The organism is Pseudomonas sp. NPDC087612 (genome assembly GCF_044743505.1).
GTDB lineage: Bacteria > Pseudomonadota > Gammaproteobacteria > Pseudomonadales > Pseudomonadaceae > Aquipseudomonas.
Window position 1 is genome coordinate 367,904 of the sequence record NZ_JBIUWO010000004.1, and the last position, 19,381, is coordinate 387,284.

At 64.2% G+C, this 19,381-nt stretch carries 14 protein-coding genes; 6 read left to right on the top strand and 8 right to left on the bottom strand.

Annotated elements, in window-relative coordinates; translation table 11 throughout:
• The first annotated feature begins 62 nt into the window (after positions 1–62).
• Positions 63–788 (top strand): pyridoxine 5'-phosphate synthase, encoded by a 726-nt coding sequence (gene pdxJ, locus ACIOVF_RS10580; protein WP_401289442.1) that lies wholly within the window; start codon positions 63–65, stop codon positions 786–788.
• A gap of 81 nt (positions 789–869) precedes the next feature.
• Here the strand turns inward: pdxJ and ACIOVF_RS10585 are convergent, their stop codons facing one another.
• Complete coding sequence (locus ACIOVF_RS10585; RefSeq protein ID WP_045197643.1) at positions 870–2,261, bottom strand: heavy metal sensor histidine kinase; 1,392 nt, start codon at positions 2,259–2,261, stop codon at positions 870–872.
• Complete coding sequence (locus tag ACIOVF_RS10590; RefSeq protein WP_045197646.1) at positions 2,258–2,932, bottom strand: heavy metal response regulator transcription factor; 675 nt, start codon at positions 2,930–2,932, stop codon at positions 2,258–2,260. The genes ACIOVF_RS10585 and ACIOVF_RS10590 overlap by 4 nt, the downstream gene beginning before the upstream one ends.
• A gap of 204 nt (positions 2,933–3,136) precedes the next feature.
• Here ACIOVF_RS10590 and ACIOVF_RS10595 point away from each other — a divergent pair, with 204 nt between their 5' ends.
• The 5 genes from ACIOVF_RS10595 (at position 3,137) to ACIOVF_RS10615 (ending at position 10,545) form a co-directional block, all read left to right on the top strand.
• Positions 3,137–4,390, top strand: coding sequence for a TolC family protein (locus tag ACIOVF_RS10595; protein ID WP_093380056.1), 1,254 nt, complete (start codon positions 3,137–3,139; stop codon positions 4,388–4,390).
• A gap of 37 nt (positions 4,391–4,427) precedes the next feature.
• Complete coding sequence (locus ACIOVF_RS10600) at positions 4,428–5,642, top strand: efflux RND transporter periplasmic adaptor subunit (protein WP_093380059.1); 1,215 nt, start codon at positions 4,428–4,430, stop codon at positions 5,640–5,642.
• 13 nt (positions 5,643–5,655) lie between these two features.
• Positions 5,656–8,820 carry a CusA/CzcA family heavy metal efflux RND transporter gene (locus tag ACIOVF_RS10605; RefSeq protein WP_258594684.1) on the top strand — a complete coding sequence of 1,055 codons (3,165 nt, stop codon included), beginning with the start codon at positions 5,656–5,658 and terminating at the stop codon, positions 8,818–8,820.
• Positions 8,821–8,920: 100 nt separating this feature from the next.
• Entirely contained in the window at positions 8,921–10,249 is a 1,329-nt protein-coding gene (locus ACIOVF_RS10610; RefSeq protein WP_401289286.1) for an OprD family porin, read from the top strand.
• Between the two features lie 98 nt (positions 10,250–10,347).
• Positions 10,348–10,545, top strand: a complete 198-nt coding sequence (locus ACIOVF_RS10615) for a hypothetical protein (protein ID WP_045197655.1) — start codon at positions 10,348–10,350, stop codon at positions 10,543–10,545.
• 72 nt (positions 10,546–10,617) lie between these two features.
• Here ACIOVF_RS10615 and cmoB read toward each other — a convergent pair whose 3' ends face one another.
• From cmoB to ACIOVF_RS10645, 6 genes are all read right to left on the bottom strand, one after another.
• On the bottom strand, positions 10,618–11,574 hold the full coding sequence (gene cmoB / locus ACIOVF_RS10620; RefSeq protein ID WP_093380066.1) for a tRNA 5-methoxyuridine(34)/uridine 5-oxyacetic acid(34) synthase CmoB: 957 nt from the start codon (positions 11,572–11,574) through the stop codon (positions 10,618–10,620).
• The gene (gene cmoA / locus ACIOVF_RS10625; RefSeq protein ID WP_093380069.1) at positions 11,571–12,314 is read right to left on the bottom strand and encodes a carboxy-S-adenosyl-L-methionine synthase CmoA; all 744 of its coding nucleotides are present in this window, start codon (positions 12,312–12,314) and stop codon (positions 11,571–11,573) included. Before cmoA ends, cmoB begins: the two co-directional genes overlap by 4 nt.
• Positions 12,315–12,399: 85 nt before the next feature.
• Positions 12,400–12,792, bottom strand: a complete 393-nt coding sequence (locus ACIOVF_RS10630) for a protease inhibitor I42 family protein (protein ID WP_045197660.1) — start codon at positions 12,790–12,792, stop codon at positions 12,400–12,402.
• Between the two features lie 191 nt (positions 12,793–12,983).
• Entirely contained in the window at positions 12,984–15,404 is a 2,421-nt protein-coding gene (gene lon, locus ACIOVF_RS10635) for an endopeptidase La (protein WP_045197662.1), read from the bottom strand.
• A gap of 128 nt (positions 15,405–15,532) precedes the next feature.
• A complete protein-coding gene (locus ACIOVF_RS10640; protein WP_045197663.1) occupies positions 15,533–17,941 on the bottom strand; it encodes a glucose/quinate/shikimate family membrane-bound PQQ-dependent dehydrogenase in 2,409 nt (802 codons plus the stop codon).
• Positions 17,942–17,971: 30 nt separating this feature from the next.
• Complete coding sequence (locus tag ACIOVF_RS10645) at positions 17,972–19,330, bottom strand: carbohydrate porin (protein WP_045197666.1); 1,359 nt, start codon at positions 19,328–19,330, stop codon at positions 17,972–17,974.
• Positions 19,331–19,381: the final 51 nt, after the last annotated feature.

The window sequence follows — 19,381 nt, forward strand, 5'->3', positions numbered from 1 at the left end:
CAACGTCGTATGCTGTGGGGCTCAATCTTCAGGAGAGCCTCTTCGTGACTCAAAGCAACCGCATGCTGCTCGGCGTGAACATCGACCACGTGGCGACCCTGCGCCAGGCGCGTGGTACCCGCTACCCGGACCCGGTCAAAGCCGCGCTGGACGCTGAAGAGGCCGGTGCCGATGGCATTACCGTGCACTTGCGCGAAGACCGCCGCCACATCCAGGAGCGTGACGTGCTGCTGCTCAAGGATGTGCTGCAGACGCGCATGAACTTCGAAATGGGCGTCACCGAAGAAATGATGGTGTTTGCCGAGCGCATTCGCCCGGCGCACATCTGCCTGGTTCCGGAAACCCGTCAGGAGCTGACCACCGAAGGCGGCCTGGACGTCGCCGGCCAGGAAGCACGGATCAAGGCTGCGGTCGAGCGCCTGTCGCGTCTGGGCGCGGAAGTGTCCTTGTTCATCGATGCTGACGAGCGCCAGATCGAAGCCTCGCGCCGTGTCGGTGCGCCGGCCATCGAGCTGCACACCGGCCGTTATGCCGATGCGCAAACCCCGAGCGAAGTGGCTGAAGAGCTCAAGCGCGTGGCCGATGGCGTAGCCTTTGGGCTCGGCCAGGGCCTGATCGTCAATGCCGGTCACGGCCTGCATTACCACAACGTTGAAGCGGTGGCGGCGATCAAGGGCATCAACGAACTGAACATCGGCCATGCGCTGGTGGCCCATGCGCTGTTCGTTGGCTTCAAGTCGGCGGTGGCGCAGATGAAGGCGCTGATTCTGGCGGCCAGCCGGCACTGAGATTGTCCGGGGCTGCTTTGCAGCCCATCGCCGGCAAGGCCAGCTCCCACAAAGTAAGCAACCCTGTGGGAGCCGGCCCGATCAGCCAACCTGATCGGCAAACACCAGGCTAAACCGCGTCACCCCCTGCAGCTCGCTCTGCACCTCAACCCGCCCGCCATGCACCTGCATGATCGAGCGCACGATTGCCAGCCCCAGCCCGGTACCGCCTTCCAGGCGCGAGCGCCCCGAGCCCACGCGGTAAAAGCGCTCGAACAGGTGCGGCAAATGCATCGCGGCAATACCGGGACCGCGATTTTCCACTGATACCCACACCGAGCCGTCGCGGCGTTCAATCGCGATGTTGATCGGCTGGCCCTCATCGCCATGGCGAATCGCATTGCTGAGCAGATTCGACAGCGCCCGCTGCACCATCAAGCGATCACCCAGCACCGTGCCCCAGCCCTGTACGCGCAGGGCAATACCTTTTTGCTCGGCGTTGCATTCGAACAGTTCGCAAACCCGCTGCACCTCGTCGGCCAGCACCACCGGCTTGAGCGGCACCTGCGCCTGCGGCTGGCTGACCTGGGCGAGGAACAGCATGTCGTTGATGATGCGATTCAACCGGGTCAGCTCTTCGATGCTGTTTTCCAGCGCTTCACGGTATTGCTCGTTGGAGCGCTCGCGGGTCAGGGTGACCTGGGCCTTGCCCATCAGGTTGCCGATGGGCGTGCGCAGTTCATGGGCAAGGTCGTCGGAAAACTGCGACAACCGCTGCACGCCGTCGTCCAGGCGGTCGAGCATGATGTTGATACCACCCGCCAGATCGCCCAGTTCTTGCGGCAGGCCGGTTTCCGGCAGGCGGTGGCTGAGGGTTTGCGCCGAGACCTGTTCGGCCACCCGGCGAAAACGGCGCAATGGCAGCAGCCCGCGCTGGACCAGCTTCCAGGCGCCCAGGCCGATCAGCACCAGCAGCAGCGGCAAGGCCCACAGGGTCGAGCCCAGGTAGGCCTGGAGCAGGGCATGGTCGTCGGCACGATTGACCGTCAGCAGCACCCGCACCAGGGTGCCATCCTGCAGGCGCATAAGCCGCGAGGCGGTGAGCAGGTGTTCGCCGTCCTGGTCGCGCCAGGGGCTGAAAGCCAGGTGCGGGCCGCTTTCAATCTGCAGCAAGGCGTTGGCTTCCAGGGCCGGGCCCAGAGTGAGCAGGGCTGAGTGACGGCCGGTCAGGGCAATGACGCTCAGGCTCAGGTTGTCGTGGCCCATGACCACATCCAGCAACGGATGCACCGGCGTGCCCAGGTCGGCGGCCTTGAGGTCAATCGTCAGGCTGTGTTCGATCTGCGCCATCTTGTTGGCCAGGTGCTTGCGTGCACGGCTGTCCAGCTCATGGTCGAGGGCAAATACCGCAAGGCATGCGAGCAGCAGCACCAGCGCCGCGCCCATCAGGCTGACGCTCAGGCCCAGGCGCAGCGACAGGCGCGCAGGTTTCATTCGCGGGCCTCAAGTACGTAGCCGACGCCGCGCAGGGTGTGGATCAGCTTGTTGTCGAAAGGATCGTCGATTTTCGCCCGCAGGCGGCGGATCGACACTTCCACCACGTTGGTGTCGCAATCGAAATTCATATCCCAGACCAGCGAAATGATCTGTGTGCGCGACAGTACCTCGCCGCTCTGGCGCATCAGCAGGTGCAGCAGGGCGAACTCCTTGGCGGTCAGGTCGATGCGCTGGCCGCTGCGGTAGGCGCGGTGGCGGCTGGGGTCCAGCTCCAGGTCGGCGACCTTGAGGGTATTCGGTTGCAGGGCCTGGTCGTTGCGCCGCAACAGGCTGCGGATGCGCGCCAGCAGTTCGGGGAACTCGAAGGGCTTGAGCAGGTAATCGTCGGCGCCCAGGTCCAGGCCCTTGACCCGATCGGCCAGGCGGCCGTGGGCGGTGAGCATCATGATCCGCGTGCTGGACTCGGCCCGCAGGCGCTGCAGCACGGTCCAGCCATCGAGCTCGGGCAGGTTGACGTCGAGAATCACCAGGTCATAGGCCTGCTGGCGCGCCAGGTGCAGGCCGTCGGCGCCAGTGTGGGCGCAATCGACGATGTAGCCGTTTTCGCGCAGGCCCTGTTGCAGGTATTCGGCGGTGCGCAGTTCGTCCTCGACAATCAGTAGACGCATGGGATGACTCGTTGGCAGTGAAAGGCGCTGATTCTCAACCCTGTAGTAACTGTAAGGTCAAGCGCTGGAGTGCATTGAGCGGCGGATACTAAGCCATCCGCGCCTGCGGTTTGCCTGGATTACAGATTTGTAATACTTGAGTCATCCTGGCGATAAACCCCGATTACTAGAGTGCGGGCTCCGATCACGACGCAGGAGTCCGCCATGTTTTGCACCCTGGAGCGGCCAGGCACAGGCCCTGGCCGACTATTGCTGGCCCTGTTGTTGCTGGCCTTGCCGTCGCTGGCCCTGGCGCAGGAGCCCGTATTAACGCTGGAATCGGCGCTGCAGACGGCCCGTGACAACAACCCCGAGCTGGCTGCGGCGCGTTGGGGCATCGACATTGCCGAAGGCGAGCGGCGCCAGGCCGGTGTACTGCCCAACCCGCAACTGAGCTGGGAAGTGGAAGACACCCGCAAAGGCTCGCAGACCACCACCGTTGGCGTCAGCCAGCTGTTCGAGCTGGGCGGCAAACGGGGGGCGCGCCTGGACGTTGCCGGCCGCGATGCCGAGCTGGCGGCGCTGGAACTGGAACGCCAGCGCAACGTGCTGCGGGCCGAGGTTATTGCTGCCTTCCAGGCCGCTGCCCAAGCCCAGGAAGGCTTGCAACTGGCCGAGCAGTCGTTGCGCCTGAGCGAGCGTGCGCTGCAAGTGGTGCAAGGCCGGGTCAGGGCCGGCAGCGCCTCGCCGGTCGAGGCTACCCGCGCCCAGGTGCAACTGTCAGAAGTGCGCCTGGAGCAGGGCCGCGCCGAGCAGGCGCTGACCGTTGCCTACCAGCAACTGGCCGCCGTCACCGGCGCTGCCAGGGTGCAGTTCAGCCGCGTTGACGGCGGCCTGCAGGCGAACAACGACATCCCCAGCCGCACACTGCTGCTCGATCGCCTGGAGCAGACGGCCGACTTGCGTCTGGCCCGCCTGCAGATCGACCAGCGCGAAGCCGCCCTGGGCCTGGCCCGCAGCCAGCGTATTCCCGACCTGACGGTCAGCGTCGGCAGCCAGTACAGCGAAACCGACCGCGAGCGCATCAATGTGGTCGGCTTGTCGGTGCCGATTCCTTTGTTCGACCGCAACCAGGGCAATGTGCTGGCCGCTGCCCGGCGCGCCGACCAGGCCCGTGACCAGCGCAATGGCGCCGAACTGCGCCTGCGCAGCGAAGTGGTCCAGGCCCTGGCGCAGTGGAGCACGGCGGCCAGCGAGGTGCAGACCTTCGACCGCTCGATCCTGCCTTCGGCACAGCAGGCGCTGGATGCCGCCACCCGCGGCTTCGAGCGCGGCAAGTTCGCCTTCCTCGATGTACTCGACGCCCAACGCACCCTGGTGGCTGCGCGCCTGCAATACCTGCAGGCCCAGGCCCAGAGCAGCGAGGCGCGGGTGCGCCTGGAACGGATCTTTGGCGACCTGAGCCTCGCCAGTCGCTGATCGCGACCATCACCCGACACTTTGCTGAGGAACCTGCATGAACAACAAGTCCATCACGCTGCTGGTCGCGGCCCTGCTGCTCGGCCTGGGCCTGGGCGTGCTGCTGGCGCGCCAGGGCGGCCCGGTTGCCGCCGCCCCTGCCGCCGCCCACGCCCATGCCGAAGGCGATCATGAAGAAGAGGAACATGGCCAAGCGGAACAAGCCGAAGAAGGTCATGAAGAGGAGGGCGCGCTGACCCTAAGTCAGGAGCAGATAGATCTCGCCGGTATCGAGCTGGCCGCCGTTGCCCCGCGCCAACTGCAGCGCAGCCTGGCGCTGCCCGGCGAGATCCGTTTCGACGAAGACCGCACCGCGCACCTGGTGCCGCGCGCAGCCGGGGTGGTCGAGTCGGTCGCCGTGGTGCTCGGCCAGCAGGTCAAGGCCGGCGATCTGTTGGCGGTGATCGCCAGCCCGCAGATCTCCGAGCAGCGCAGTGAACTGGCCGCCAGCCAGCGCCGCCTGGAACTGGCGCGCAGCAGCTACCAACGCGAGAAGGACCTGTGGCAAGAGGGGATTTCCGCCGAGCAGGATTACCAGCAGGCCCGCCAGACCCTGCAAGAGGCAGAAATCGCCCAGGCCAATGCCCGGCAGAAGATCAGCGCCCTGAGCGGCAGTGTGGTGCTGGCCGGCGGCAACCGCTACGAGTTGCGCGCACCCTTTGCCGGGCAAATCGTCGAGAAGCACTTGGTGCCGGGCGAGGTGGTCAACGAAACCAGCGCCGCCTTCACCCTTTCGGACCTGTCGCGGGTCTGGGCGACCTTCGGCGTGGCGCCCCGTGACCTGCCCAAGGTGCGCGCCGGCATGCCGGTGACCATCGTTGCCAGCGAACTGGGCCAGCAAGTGAGTGGCACGGTTACTCATGTCGGCAGCCTGCTCGGTGAACAGACCCGTACCGCTGCGGTGCGCGTCACCCTCGACAATCCGCAAGGAGCCTGGCGCCCCGGCCTGTTCGTTGCCGTGCAGGTGCCCACCGAGCAGTATGCCGCCGCCCTCAGCGTACCGGACCAAGCCCTGCAGACCCTGGAAGAAAAGCCCACGGTGTTCGTGCGCACTGCCGAAGGCTTTATCGCCCAGGCGGTTGAGCCGGGCGCCAGTGCCAACGGTTTCGTCGAGATTCGCAAGGGCCTGCAAGCCGGCCAGCAGGTGGCGGCGCAGGGCAGCTTCATCCTCAAGTCGGAGCTGGGCAAGGCCAGCGCCGAACACGCCCACTGACCGGGAAGCTCACATGTTCGAACGCCTCATACAATTTGCCATCGAACAGCGCCTGATGGTGCTGCTGGCGGTGCTGCTGATGGCTGGGCTTGGGGTTGCCAGCTACCAGAAGCTGCCGATCGACGCCGTGCCGGACATCACCAACGTCCAGGTGCAGATCAACACCCAGGCCGCGGGCTTTTCGCCGCTGGAAACCGAGCAACGCATTACCTTCGCCATCGAAACCGCCATGGCCGGCTTGCCGGGGCTGGAACAGACCCGTTCTCTGTCGCGCTCGGGCCTGTCGCAGGTGACGGTGATTTTCGAAGAAGGCACCGACCTGTTCTTTGCCCGGCAACTGGTCAACGAGCGCCTGCAGCAGGCACGTGAACAATTGCCCGAAGGCGTTGAAGCGGCCATGGGGCCGATCTCCACCGGCCTTGGCGAGATTTTCCTGTGGACCGTCGAAGCCGCTGACGATGCGCGCAAGGCCGATGGCAGCCCGTACACGCCGACCGACCTGCGCGAGATCCAGGACTGGATCATCAAGCCGCAACTGCGCAACGTGCGCGGGGTGGCGGAGATCAACACCATCGGCGGTTTCGCCAAGGAATACCAGATTGCCCCGGACCCCAAACGGCTGGCGTCCTACAAGCTGACCCTGGGCGACCTGCTCACCGCCCTTGAACGCAACAACGCCAACGTCGGCGCCGGCTATATTGAGCGCCGTGGCGAGCAGTTGCTGATCCGCGCGCCGGGGCAACTGGCCGGTCTCGATGACATTGCCAATATCGTCCTGGCCAACGTCGACGGCACGCCGATCCGCGTGCGCAATGTCGCCGAGGTCGGTATCGGCCGTGAGCTGCGCAGCGGCGCGGCGACCGAGAACGGCCGCGAAGTGGTGCTCGGCACGGTGTTCATGCTGATCGGCGAGAACAGCCGTACAGTGTCCCAGGCGGTGGCGCAAAAGCTGGTGGAGATCAACCGCTCGCTGCCGCAAGGGGTGAGTGCGGTCACCGTCTACGACCGCACCAACCTGGTCGACAAGGCCATCGCCACGGTGAAGAAGAACCTCATCGAAGGCGCGATCCTGGTCATCGTCATTCTGTTCCTGTTCCTCGGTAACATCCGTGCGGCGCTGATCACCGCCATGGTCATTCCGTTGTCGATGCTGTTCACCTTCACCGGCATGTTCAGCAACAAGGTCAGTGCCAACCTGATGAGCCTGGGCGCGCTGGACTTCGGCATCATCGTCGATGGCGCCGTGGTGATCGTTGAAAACGCGATCAGGCGCCTGGCTCATGCCCAGCAGCATCACGGCCGCCTGCTGACCCGTTCCGAGCGCTTGCACGAAGTCTTCAATGCCGCCCGCGAAGCGCGCCGGCCGCTGATTTTCGGCCAGCTGATCATCATGGTGGTGTACCTGCCGATCTTTGCCCTGAGCGGGGTCGAGGGCAAGATGTTCCACCCGATGGCCTTCACCGTGGTCATCGCCTTGCTCGGCGCCATGCTGCTGTCGGTGACCTTCGTGCCGGCGGCCATCGCCCTGTTCGTCACCGGCAAGGTCAAGGAAGACGAAAACCTGCTGATGCGCAGCGCCAAGCGTGGTTATGCGCCGCTGCTCAAATGGGTCATGAGCCATCGCCCGCTGGCGTTCTCCCTCGCCGCGATTACCGTGCTGCTTTCGGGTGTGCTGGCCAGCCGCATGGGCAGCGAGTTCGTGCCGAGCCTGAGCGAGGGCGACTTTGCCCTGCAGGCCCTGCGTGTGCCCGGCACCAGCCTGAGCCAGTCGGTGCAGTTGCAGCAGCGCCTGGAGCAAAGCGTGCTCAGCCAGGTGCCGGAGGTAGAGCGGGTGTTCGCCCGCACCGGTACCGCCGAAATCGCCTCGGACCCGATGCCGCCGAATATTTCCGACAGTTACGTGATGCTCAAGCCACAAGAGCAATGGCCCGATCCGGGCAAGAGCCGCGAGCAACTGATCGCCGATATCCAGCGCGCCAGTGCGCGGGTGCCGGGTAGCAACTATGAACTGTCGCAGCCGATCCAGTTGCGCTTCAACGAGCTGATTTCCGGGGTGCGCAGTGATGTCGCGGTGAAGGTGTTTGGCGACGACATGGCGGTGCTCAATAGCACTGCGGCGAAGATCGCCAGTACCTTGCAGGCGGTGCCGGGCGCCTCGGAAGTGAAGGTCGAGCAGACCTCGGGGCTGCCGGTGCTGACCATCGACGTTGACCGCGACAAAGCCGCGCGCTATGGGCTCAACGTCGGCGATGTGCAGGACACCATCGCCGTGGCCGTTGGCGGTCGCCAGGCCGGGACCTTGTATGAAGGCGATCGGCGTTTCGACATGGTGGTGCGCTTGTCCGACACCCTGCGTACCGATATCGACGGCCTGTCGCAGTTGCTGATACCGGTGCCGGCCAGCAGCGGCAGTGGCGGCCAGATCGGCTTTATCACCCTTGGCGATGTCGCCAGCCTTGAGCTGGTGCAGGGCCCCAACCAGGTCAGCCGTGAAGATGGCAAGCGCCTGGTGGTGGTCAGCGCCAACGTGCGCGGTCGCGATATCGGCTCGTTCGTCGACGAGGCGGCGGCGCGCATCGACAGCCAGGTGAGCATTCCGGCCGGTTACTGGACCCGCTGGGGCGGCCAGTTCGAGCAGTTGCAGTCGGCGGCGCAGCGCCTGCAGGTAGTGGTGCCAGTGGCGTTGCTGCTGGTGTTCGGCCTGTTGTTCATGATGTTCAACAACCTCAAGGACGGGCTGCTGGTGTTCACCGGCATTCCATTCGCCCTGACCGGCGGGGTGGTTGCCCTGTGGCTGCGGGATATCCCCCTGTCGATCTCGGCGGGCGTGGGCTTTATTGCCCTGTCTGGGGTCGCGGTGCTCAACGGCCTGGTGATGATTGCCTTTATCCGCGGCCTGCGCGAGCAAGGTCGTTCGCTGCACCAGGCGATCGACGAAGGCGCACTGACGCGTTTGCGCCCGGTGCTGATGACTGCCCTGGTGGCATCCCTGGGCTTTATCCCCATGGCCCTGGCCACCGGCACCGGTGCCGAAGTGCAGCGACCGCTGGCCACTGTGGTGATCGGCGGCATTCTCTCGTCGACGGCGCTGACCCTGCTGGTACTGCCGGCGTTGTATTACTGGGCGCACCGCAAGGATGAAGAGCAGGAGGTCGCATCCGAGGTGACGAAACTGTAATTCGCCGCTCATCTTCGGGTTATTCAGCCCTTGTCAGGATACCCAAGGCGCCCGCATTGCGGGCGCCTTGCGTATCTCTGCCAATAATCAGGAGTTGAAGATGGGGAACACATCCACAGCCTGTTTTACCGGCGCCCTGGCCCTGGCCAGTTGTGCGACCGCCAATGCCGTCAGCCAGCCCGCAGGCGGAGGCTTTGTCGAAGACAGCAGCCTGACGGTGCTCAGCCGTAACTTCTATTTCAACCGCGACTACCGTAACGGTGAGCAATCGCCTACCGGCAAGGCCGGTTACGCCGAAGCCTGGGCCCAGGCCTTTATCGCCCGCTTCGAGTCAGGTTACACCGAGGGCACGGTCGGTTTTGGCCTGGATGCCCACGCCATGTTCGCCCTCAAGCTCGACAGCGGCGATGGCCGCAGCGGCGGGCGCAGTTCGTTCGACATGCTGCCGGTGGACCGCAATGGCGATACCGCCAGCAACTTCAGCAAGCTCGGTGGCGCGATCAAGGCGCGCTTGTTCGACACCGAGCTCAAGTTCGGCGACGTGTTCCCGACCACCCCGGTGGTGCATTTCGGCGACTCGCGGCTGTTGCCGGAAAGCTTCACCGGCTGGACCCTGGAGAACACCAGCCTGGCTGGCCTGAAAGTGCAGGGCGGGCGCCTGCATGCCATGAGCCAGCCGCTGTCGAGCAACAACCGCGACGGTTTCGTGACTTTCTACGCCGGCCCCGTGGATTCGCCCTGGCTGGGCTATTTCGGCGGCGATTACCAGGCCACCGACAACCTCAGCCTGAGCCTCTACAGCAGCCGTCTGAAGGATGCCTGGGACCAGTACTACGCTGGTGTCAGCTACAAATACCCGATTACCCGCGACCTCACCGGCTTTACCAGCTTCAACTACTACAAGGCCAAGGATGAGGGCCAGCAACTGCTTGGCACGTTCGACAACGACATCTGGAGCGCCCGCGTCGGCGTCAGCTATGGCGCCCATACCCTGGCCCTTTCGCACCAGCGCAACCAGGGTGACAATGACTTCGACTACCTGCGTCAGTCCGACTCGATCTACCTCGACAACTCGATCCAGTACAGCGACTTCAACTCGCCGAAAGAGCGCTCGTGGATGCTCCGTTACGACCTCGACATGGCCGCCTATGGCGTGCCGGGCCTGTCGTTCATGAGCCGCTACGGGCGCGGCAGCGGCATTGATTACTCCGATGCCAACGGCGTGTACATGCGCCGCGATGCCGAGGGCAACCCGCTGACCGGGCAGAAGCGCTGGGAGCGCGATATCGAGGCGAAGTATGTGGTGCAGTCCGGCAGCCTCAAGGACCTGTCGCTGCGCGTGCGCCAGGCCACGACCCGGGCCACGGCATTCGAATCGGACCTCGATGAGGTGCGCCTGATTGTCGAGTATCCGCTGAGCGTGCTGTAAGGCGAATCTTGCAGCACTGTAATGTCCGCCTCACCTTGGCGTTAGCTTGCCCCCCGTAAGATTGAACTGTCCTGAAATTCAATCACGAGGTGAGCAACATGAGCCTGAACAAGTATGTGCTGATGGCCGTATTGGCCCTGGGCAGTAGCGCGGCACTGGCCGAAGGCGGGGCGGAGCGTTCCAGGCAGTTCTGGGAAAACTTCCGCCTCAGCCAGGAGCAGATTCACGGCAAGAAGGACCAGGCCGTGGCGGAGTCCGAGCGTGAGAGCAAACAGAAGCAGGTCGCCAAAGAGTAGCTCCGTTCACCTTGGAAGCTCCCCAGCTCCTTTGGAAAGGTGAATCTTCGGCGCCCGTTACGGGCGCCTGTTTTATTTGCGCGCCACCAGTACGGCGCGGCGCGGCGCTGGCAGGCCTTCGATGGTGCGGCTGTGGTCGTCGGGGTCGAGGAAGTCGCTGAGCGACTGATAGCGCATCCACTCGGTGCTGCGTTGTTCTTCGATGCTGGTGGTGCTGACATCGACGCAGCGCACATCGCTGAAACCGGCGCGGCGCAACCAGCGCTCCAGGGCCGGTACCGATGGCAGGAACCAGACGTTGCGCATTTGCGCGTAGCGGTCTTCCGGCACCAGCACCTGGTTTTCGTCACCTTCGATCACCAGGGTTTCCAGCACCAGTTCACCGCCCTTGACCAGGCAGTCCTTGAGCGCCAGCAGGTGCTCGATGGGCGAGCGGCGATGGTAGAACACGCCCATGGAGAACACCGTGTCGAAACCTTCGAGGTTGGCCGGCAGGTCCTCCAGGGCGAACGGCAGGTGCCAGGCCGGCAGCTGCGGCAGGTAGCGCTGCACCGCCTGGAACTGGCAGAAGAACAGCCAGTTGGGGTCGACGCCGATGACGCTGTCGGCTCCGGCGCCGAGCATGCGCCACTGGTAGTAACCATTACCGCAACCGACATCCAGCACCCGCTTGCCCTTGAGGTCCAGGTGCGGGGCGACGCGCGACCACTTCCAGTCCGAGCGCCATTCGGTGTCGACGTGCACGCCGAACAGGTCGAACGGCCCCTTGCGCCACGGCGACAGGCCCATCAGTGCCTGCTGCATGCGCGCGCGGGTGTCGTCGTCGCAGTCGCAATCGAGGTTGAGGCCGTTCTGCAGATCGATGCGCGTGGGTTCCAGCACTGGCAAGGCATCCAGCGCCGCTTGCCAGCGTTCCAGGTCGCCATGACCTTTTGCCATCTTGGCGTCGAGTTGCGCTTGCAGGCCTTGCGCCCATTGCGCCAGGGGGGTGCCCGCCAAGCGGCGGACCAGGGGGGACAGATCAATCATGGCAGGGCAATCAACGAGGCAAAGTTAAGGCATTGGAACCAGGGCACAACCTTGGAGAAACCAGCCGCCAGCAGGCGCTGGCGGTGTTCTTCGAGGCTGTCGGGCTTCATCACGTTCTCGATGGCGCTGCGCTTCTGGGCAATTTCCAGTTCGCTGTAGCCATTGGCGCGCTTGAAGGCCACGTGCAGGTCAGTGAGCAGCGCGTGTTCATCAGCGTCTTCGAAGCGCAGCTTCTCCGAAAGGATCAGCGCACCGCCCGGCAGCAGCGCCTGGCGAATACGTGTGAGCAGCTCCAGGCGTTGTTCGGGGGCGATGAACTGCAGGGTGAAGTTCATCGCCACCACCGAGGCCGGCTGGAACTCGAGGGCAAGGATGTCGCCTTCGATCACCTCGACCGGCAACAGCTCCTGGAACATCGAGTCCTGGGCATTGAGGTACTGCCGGCAGCGCTCGACCATGGCCGCCGAGTTGTCGATGGCAATCACCCGGCAACCATCGCTGCGCACATGCCGGCGCAGCGCCTGGGTCACCGCGCCGAGCGAGCTGCCCAGGTCATACAGGGCGGTGTTGGGCTGGGCAAACTGGGCGGCGAGCACGCCGAGGTTCTCGACAATGGTCGGGTAACCGGGCACCGAACGCTTGATCATGTCCGGGAACACCCGCACCACGTCTTCGTTGAAGGCGAAGTCGGGCACCTGGCCAAGGGGCTGGGCGAAAAGGCGGTCGGGTTCTTTGCTCACGGGGGCAATCCAGGCGTTGGGCGGTAAAAGGCCGGCATTTTAGCCAAACTGGCGCCAGGATGCATGGCCCGCTGACCAGCGCGGCCTACTTGACCGTGATTGCGCAGTCGAAGGTCTGCACCGGGCGCACTTCCGGGGCCCAGGGTTGCTGGTAGACCAACAGCAGATGGCCTTCACCGGCGCCCTGGGCCTGGAAACGCCACACCGATTGCCCGGCGCTACCGACGATGCCGGCATCTTCCGGGTGGCTGTAGACCTCGGGGCCGAGGCTACGCAGGATGCCTGCGGCCGGGTTCTGCACCAGCCAGCGATAGCCGGTGCTGGGGTTGCTCGGTAGGGTCAGGGTGAGGTTCTGGCCGTTTTGCAGTTGCAGCGGGCAGTCGGCCTGGTTGTCCAGTTCGACGTTGTGCACAGGTTTTTGTGCGCAGGCAGCTAGCAGGGCAAGGCCCAGGGGAACGAGCAGGCGGGCGGCAGTCATGAAAGCTCCGGATAGGCGACGATAGCGCAGCATAACCGAAGATGATCGCAGGGCAAGGGCCTGCATCGTCTGTGGGAGCGGGCTTGACCCGCGATGAGGCCGGTACAGCCAGCACTCCAGGTGAAGCCTGAATTGCGCCCGCTGCGCGCCCGATCGCGGGGCAAGCCCGCTCCCACATCTATGGTCCGGGGTTAGAACAGCACCTTCGCCACATCACTGAAGCGCTTGGCAAAGTGCACGCTCAAACCCTCCTTGAGGTAATCCGGCAATTCTTCGAAATCACCGCGGTTGGCTTCCGGCAGGATCAGCTCGAAAATTTTCTGCCGCCGCGCCGCAATCACCTTCTCGCGCACCCCGCCAATCGGCAGGACCTTGCCGGTCAGGGTCAGCTCGCCGGTCATGGCCACGCCTTTCTTCGGCGCCTGGTCGCGCGCCAGCGACAGCAGCGCACTGGCCATGGTCACCCCGGCGCTGGGGCCGTCCTTGGGCGTGGCGCCTTCGGGTACGTGCAGATGAATGAAGGCCTCGTTGAAGAAGCTCGGATCACCGCCATATTGCTTGAGGTTGGCGCTGACGTAGCTGTAGGCAATTTCAGCGGACTCTTTCATCACCTCACCCAACTGGCCGGTGAGCTTGAAACCACGATTGAGGGTGTGGATGCGCGTCGCCTCGATCGGCAGGGTGGCGCCGCCCATGCTGGTCCAGGCAAGGCCGGTGATCACGCCTTTGCCGGTCAGCACCTGTTCGCTGCGAAACACCGGCATGCCCAGTGACGTTTCGAGGTCCTTGGGGCCGATCTTGATCTTTTTCTCGGGATCTTCGAGCAGTTGCACCACGGCCTTGCGCACCAGCTTGCCCAGCTGTTTTTCCAGCTGGCGTACCCCGGCTTCGCGGGCATAACCCTCGATCACCGTGCGCAAGGCGCTGTCGCTGATGCTCAGGCTGGTCTTGGCCACCCCGGCCTTTTGCAACTGCTTGGGCCACAGGTGGCGCTTGGCGATGGCCAGTTTTTCTTCAGTGATATAGCCGGACAGGCGGATCACTTCCATGCGGTCGAGCAACGGCCCGGGGATCGAGTCGAGGGTGTTGGCGGTGCACACGAACAGCACCTTGGACAGGTCCAGGCGCAGGTCCAGGTAATGGTCGAGGAAGTCGACGTTCTGCTCCGGGTCGAGGGTTTCCAGCAGCGCCGAGGCCGGGTCGCCCTGGTAGCTCTGGCCCATCTTGTCGATTTCGTCGAGCATGATCACCGGGTTCATCACCTCGACGTCTTTCAGCGCCTGCACCAGTTTGCCCGGCTGGGCGCCGATGTAGGTGCGGCGATGGCCCTTGATCTCGGCCTCGTCGCGCATACCGCCGACGCTGAAACGGTAGAACGGTCGGCCCAGGGATTCGGCAATCGACTTGCCGATGCTGGTCTTGCCAACCCCCGGCGGGCCTACCAACAGCACGATGGAGCCGCTGATCTCGCCTTTGTAGGCACCCACGGCGAGGAACTCGAGGATGCGTTCCTTGATGTCATCGAGGCCGGCGTGATGCTGGTCGAGCACCTTGCGCGCGTGCTTGAGGTCGAGCTTGTCCTTGCCGTAGACACCCCAGGGCAGGGCGGTGGCCCAGTCCAGGTAGTTGCGGGTGACGGCGTACTCGGGCGAGCCGGTCTCGAGGATCGACAGCTTGCCCAGCTCTTCGTCGATGCGCTTTTGTGCGGCTGCGGGCAGGGTCTTGCCTTGCAGGCGCTGCTCGAATTGTTCGAGGTCGGCACTGCGGTCGTCTTTGGTCAGGCCCAGCTCCTGCTGAATGACCTTGAGCTGCTCCTTGAGGAAAAACTCGCGCTGGTGCTCGCCGATCTGCCGGTTGACCTCGGCGGAGATCTCGTTCTGCAGGTGCGCGACTTCGACCTCTTTACGCAGCATCGGCAGGACTTTTTCCATGCGCTTGAGCATCGGTACGCAGTCGAGCACTTCCTGCAGCTGATTGCCGGTGGCCGAGGTCAGCGCCGCGGCAAAGTCGGTCAGCGGCGACGGATCGTTGGGACTGAAGCGGTTGAGGTAGTTCTTCAGCTCTTCGCTGTAAAGCGGGTTGAGCGGCAGCAGCTCCTTGATCGCGTTGATCAGGGCCATGCCGTAGGCCTTGACCTCGTCGGTCGGCTCGCTGGGTTGATGCGGGTACTCGACCTCGACCAGGTAAGGCGGGCGATGGTGCTTGAGCCAGGTACGGATGCGCACCCGGGTCAGGCCCTGGGCGACGAACTGCAACTTGCCGTTCTCGCGGCTGGCGTGGTGAACCTTGACCAGGGTGCCGTACAGCGGCAGGGCCGAGGTGTCGAAATGACGGTGGTCTTCCGGCGGCGTGTCCATGAAGAACAGAGCCAGGGAGTGGTGCGGGGTCTTGGCGACCAGGTCCAGGGTTTCGGCCCAGGGTTCTTCGTTGACGATCACCGGCAATACTTGCGCGGGGAAGAACGGGCGGTTGTGGATCGGGATGATATAGACCTTGTCCGGCAGCTGTTGGCCCGGCAAAGCAAGGTTATGGCCGCTGTTTTCGGCGGCTTCAAGATGCTCGACTTCGGCGTTTTCCTCGGGACGTTCCGGTAGATCCTGCTGATCGCTCATGGCGCACCTGCTCAATGACTATGGTGCTTAGATGGGGCGGGTGGAGCAAAGATTCAAGCTTCAAGCTACAAGCCGCACGTGAGGAGCGCGGTGCTTGCAGCTTGAAGCTTGTAGCTGGCAGCTAAGGCCTACTCAGCCAGTTTGTAAGCGATTACGTAATCGCCCATCTTGGTACCCAGCGAGCCGTGACCACCGGCGGTCACCAGCACGTACTGCTTGCCGTCCTTACCGGTGTAGGTCATCGGCGTGGCCTGGCCACCGGCCGGCAGGCGCGATTTCCACAGCTCTTTGCCGGTGTTGCTGTCATAGGCACGCAGGTACTGATCCAGGGTGCCGCTGAGGAAGCCCAGGCCGCCGGCGGTGACGATCGAGCCGCCCATGCTTGGCACGCCAATCGGCAGGCCGATCGGGATCGGCGAGCTGTCGCGGCTGGTGCCGTTCTTATGCTTCCACACCACCTGGTTGGTGGTCAGGTCGATACCGGCCACGTAACCCCAGGCTGGCGCCTGGCACGGTACGCCCAGTGGCGACATGAACGGGTGCATGATCACCGCATAGGGTGCGCCGGTGTTCGGCTGCACACCGCTGGTTTCGCTCTCGCGCTTGCTGCCGGCGGCGACTTCGGCGCGCGGCACCATCTTCGAAACGAAGGCCATGTAGTTGGGGCTGGTGAACAGCAACTGGCGGACCGGGTCGACCGAGACGCTGCCCCAGTTGAACACGCCGACGTTACCTGGGTAGACCAGGCTGCCCTGCACCGACGGTGGGGTGTACTGGCCTTCGTAACGCAGTTCGCGGAACTGGATGCGGCAAAGCATCTGGTCGAACGGGCTGGCGCCCCACATGGCCTGTTCGGTCAGGTCCGGGCCGAGCAGGTTGAGGTCCGAACGGGCCTGGGTCGGCGCGGTATGATCGCCTTCGACCGCACCTTGCGGTACCGGGATTTCGCGGATCGGCACGATCGGCGTACCGTCGCGACGGTCGAGCACGTACAGGCTACCTTGCTTGGTCGGGGCGATCAGCGCTGGTTTGACGCCGTCTGCGGTCTTCAGGTCAAGCAGGGTTGGCTGGCTGCCGACGTCCATGTCCCACAGGTCGTGGTGGGTGAACTGGTAGTTCCAGCGGACTTTGCCGTTGGCAAGGTCCAGCGCAACGATACCGGCGCTGTACTTCTCGGCGCCCGGGGTGCGATCAGCGCCCCACTGGTCGGGGGTCTGGTTGCCCAGCGGGAGGAAGACCATGCCCAGTTTCTCGTCGACACTGGCCAGCGACCACATGTTCGCCGAGTTGCGGCTGTAGGTCTTGCCCGGCGCCAATGGTGCGGTGTCGTCCGGGTTGTTGCTGTCCCAGTTCCATACCAGGCGGCCATCGTGCACGTCGTAGGCGCGGATCACCCCGGACGGCTCGTTGGTCGACTCGTTGTCGGTTACATGGCCGCCGATGATCACCAGTTCGCGGGTGATCGCCGCAGGCGAGGTGGAGTAGTAACCGCCGGCGGTGAACGGGCCGATGCCGGTGGTCAGGTCGATCACGCCCTGGTTGCCGAAACCTTCACAGACCTTGCCGGTGTCGGCGTTGAGGGCGATCAGACGGGCGTCGGCAGTCGGCAGGTAGAGGCGACGCGGGCAGGCGACGGCAACGGCCTGGCCGGCATCGCTGATTTTCGGCGCCGGGCTGCCGTCAACGTTGACGTAGTTGTTTTCGTCGTAATACGACACACCACGGCAGGTCATGTGGGCGAAGCCCTTGAAGCCCACCGGGCTCTTGATCTGCGGGTCGAAACGCCAGATTTCGGCACCGGTGTCCGGGTCCAGGGCCAGCACCTTGCTGTGGGCGGTGCAGGCGTACAGCTTGCCGTTGACCTTCAGCGGGGTGTTCTGGTTGGTCAGCTCGACCGGGTCGTTGTCGGTCGGCAGGTCGCCAGTGCGGATGCGCCAGGCTTCCTGCAGCTTGTGCACGTTCTGCGGGGTGATCTGGCGCAGCGGCGAGTAGCGGTCGCCGAATTCGGTACGGCCGTAGGCCTGCCACTCGCCATCCGGCATCTGTGGCGCAGTGCTGCTCATCTCGGCGCTTTCACGGCCCAGCTCGCCCTTGATTTCACCCGGGTGGGTGAACTGGCTGGCCACTGCAGTAGCGCCCGACAGCACTACGGCCAGGCTCAGCAGGCCGCTGTTGACCTTGGACGGGTTGCCCAGCAGCGGGCGGCGTGCCCACGGCAGCAGCAACACCACACCCAGGGCGAACCACAGGGCCAGGCGCGGCACCAGCTGCCACCAGTCCAGGCCGACTTCCCACAAGGCCCACAGCGTGCTACCGAGCAGCACCAGGCCATACAGGCCCAGGGCGTTGCGGCGCAGGGCCAGCAAGAGGATGCCGGACAGGGCAAAGCCGATGCCGGCGATCAGGTAATACAGCGAACCGCCCAGCTGGCTCAGTTTGATACCGCCAGCCAGCAGGGCCAGGCCCATCAGCAACAACAGCACACCGATCAGTCGCGGCAGCCAGCGGGTTCTACTCAAGGCACCATCAGTGCTCATCGTGTGTTCTCCGTTAGGTGAAAAGGGTGGTTAGAAACTGCTCTGGATCTTGATCCCGCCGATCAGCGCGTCATCGACCTGGCTCACGCCACCGGGGTGGCGGATGTATTGCAGGTTCGGGCGCACGGTCAGCCAGTCGGCCAGGTGGATGCCGTAGTACAGCTCGGCGCTGTATTCGGTGTCCTGGATCGGACGGAACAGGGAGTCGTTGAAGTCGCTGACGTCGCGGGCCTGGTTGATGGCCTGGGCGTTCTTGCGGTAGGCAGGGTTGACGTGCACGCGTGCCAGGGCGAAACCGATGTCGTCCTTGGCGCGGGCATCGAAGGGCCCCTTGTACACCACACCTGCCTGAACATAGTTGTCGATGGCATTGGTCTTCTTGTCGTGCAGCGTGGCGTTGGCGAATACGCTCAAACCACGCGAATGGTCAGATGCCAGCGACGTCACCTGTTGCTGGGCACCGAGCCAGAAGCCGTGCTTGCTCGAACTGCTGCGGTAAGCCTGGCCGCTCAGTGCTGCCGGTTGATCGTTGCTGTCCTTGTAGACATCGCTTGCCTTGGCATTACTGTAGTAGTAACCGGCGCGATATTCCCCTTTCAGGCCATTGACCGCCGGGCTCCACACCAGTTCGACCGGAATCACCGCGCCCTGGGTGCCGCTGCCGCTGAGCTTGAAGCCGTTGCCGCGATCAAGGTTGGAAGGGTTCTGTTCGTAGGCGCCGATCTGCGCGTACAGCTCGGGAGTCAGGTTGTACTTGACCCGCAGGGCCCACTGGCTGACCGGCCAGTTGTACCAGATGTCACCGACCCAGTTGCCCACCTGCGAGCCGCAGAACGCCAGGTTCTGGAAGTCGCACGGGAAGCTGTTGAAGTCCTCGCCCTGGCCGAAGCGGCCGAATTTCACATCCAGCGCGCCGTCGAAGTATTTTTGCTTGATCCACATCTGCGTCAGCCGCCAGGTCTGGCCACGTCCCCAGACTTCCTGGGCCGAGGTAAAGCCGCCAACGCGCGGGTCGTTGATGCGGTCATTACTGATGTTGTTGCCGTGACGCTCGGTGACCGTCAGCTGGAACTCGGCATCATGCCAGCCAAGGATCTTCTGCAGGTCCAGGTGGGTGCCGAGGGCGAACTGGTCGCTGTAGCGCGCGGTCTTGTCGTTGTCATGGCCGCCGTGCAGGTTGGCGCCCATCTCGCCGGTATAACCAAGGGTGAAGTCGTAGCCGCGTTCAGCCAGCTCCGTGCGGGTGCCGCCCCAATCGCCAAGCATCCATGGCGAGTCGCTGGCGAACATCGCCGCGGCCTGGGCGCAAGGCGCGAGGCTGGCGATGGCCAGACCCGAAAGCAGTGTCCGGGTGGCGGGGGAAAAGCGGAAACGATCGTTCTGAGGCATGAGATAGCGCTATCTTTTGATTATTGAAAAAACGGCAAGGCCACCGAGTTC

Coding starts and splice junctions, on each gene's coding strand:
- pdxJ (WP_401289442.1), top strand. CDS start 63: ATGCTGCTCGGCGTGAACATCGACCACGTGGCGACCCTGCGCCAGGCG.
- ACIOVF_RS10585 (WP_045197643.1), bottom strand. CDS start 2,261: ATGAAACCTGCGCGCCTGTCGCTGCGCCTGGGCCTGAGCGTCAGCCTG.
- ACIOVF_RS10590 (WP_045197646.1), bottom strand. CDS start 2,932: ATGCGTCTACTGATTGTCGAGGACGAACTGCGCACCGCCGAATACCTG.
- ACIOVF_RS10595 (WP_093380056.1), top strand. CDS start 3,137: ATGTTTTGCACCCTGGAGCGGCCAGGCACAGGCCCTGGCCGACTATTG.
- ACIOVF_RS10600 (WP_093380059.1), top strand. CDS start 4,428: ATGAACAACAAGTCCATCACGCTGCTGGTCGCGGCCCTGCTGCTCGGC.
- ACIOVF_RS10605 (WP_258594684.1), top strand. CDS start 5,656: ATGTTCGAACGCCTCATACAATTTGCCATCGAACAGCGCCTGATGGTG.
- ACIOVF_RS10610 (WP_401289286.1), top strand. CDS start 8,921: ATGGGGAACACATCCACAGCCTGTTTTACCGGCGCCCTGGCCCTGGCC.
- ACIOVF_RS10615 (WP_045197655.1), top strand. CDS start 10,348: ATGAGCCTGAACAAGTATGTGCTGATGGCCGTATTGGCCCTGGGCAGT.
- cmoB (WP_093380066.1), bottom strand. CDS start 11,574: ATGATTGATCTGTCCCCCCTGGTCCGCCGCTTGGCGGGCACCCCCCTG.
- ACIOVF_RS10630 (WP_045197660.1), bottom strand. CDS start 12,792: ATGACTGCCGCCCGCCTGCTCGTTCCCCTGGGCCTTGCCCTGCTAGCT.
- lon (WP_045197662.1), bottom strand. CDS start 15,404: ATGAGCGATCAGCAGGATCTACCGGAACGTCCCGAGGAAAACGCCGAA.
- ACIOVF_RS10640 (WP_045197663.1), bottom strand. CDS start 17,941: ATGAGCACTGATGGTGCCTTGAGTAGAACCCGCTGGCTGCCGCGACTG.
- ACIOVF_RS10645 (WP_045197666.1), bottom strand. CDS start 19,330: ATGCCTCAGAACGATCGTTTCCGCTTTTCCCCCGCCACCCGGACACTG.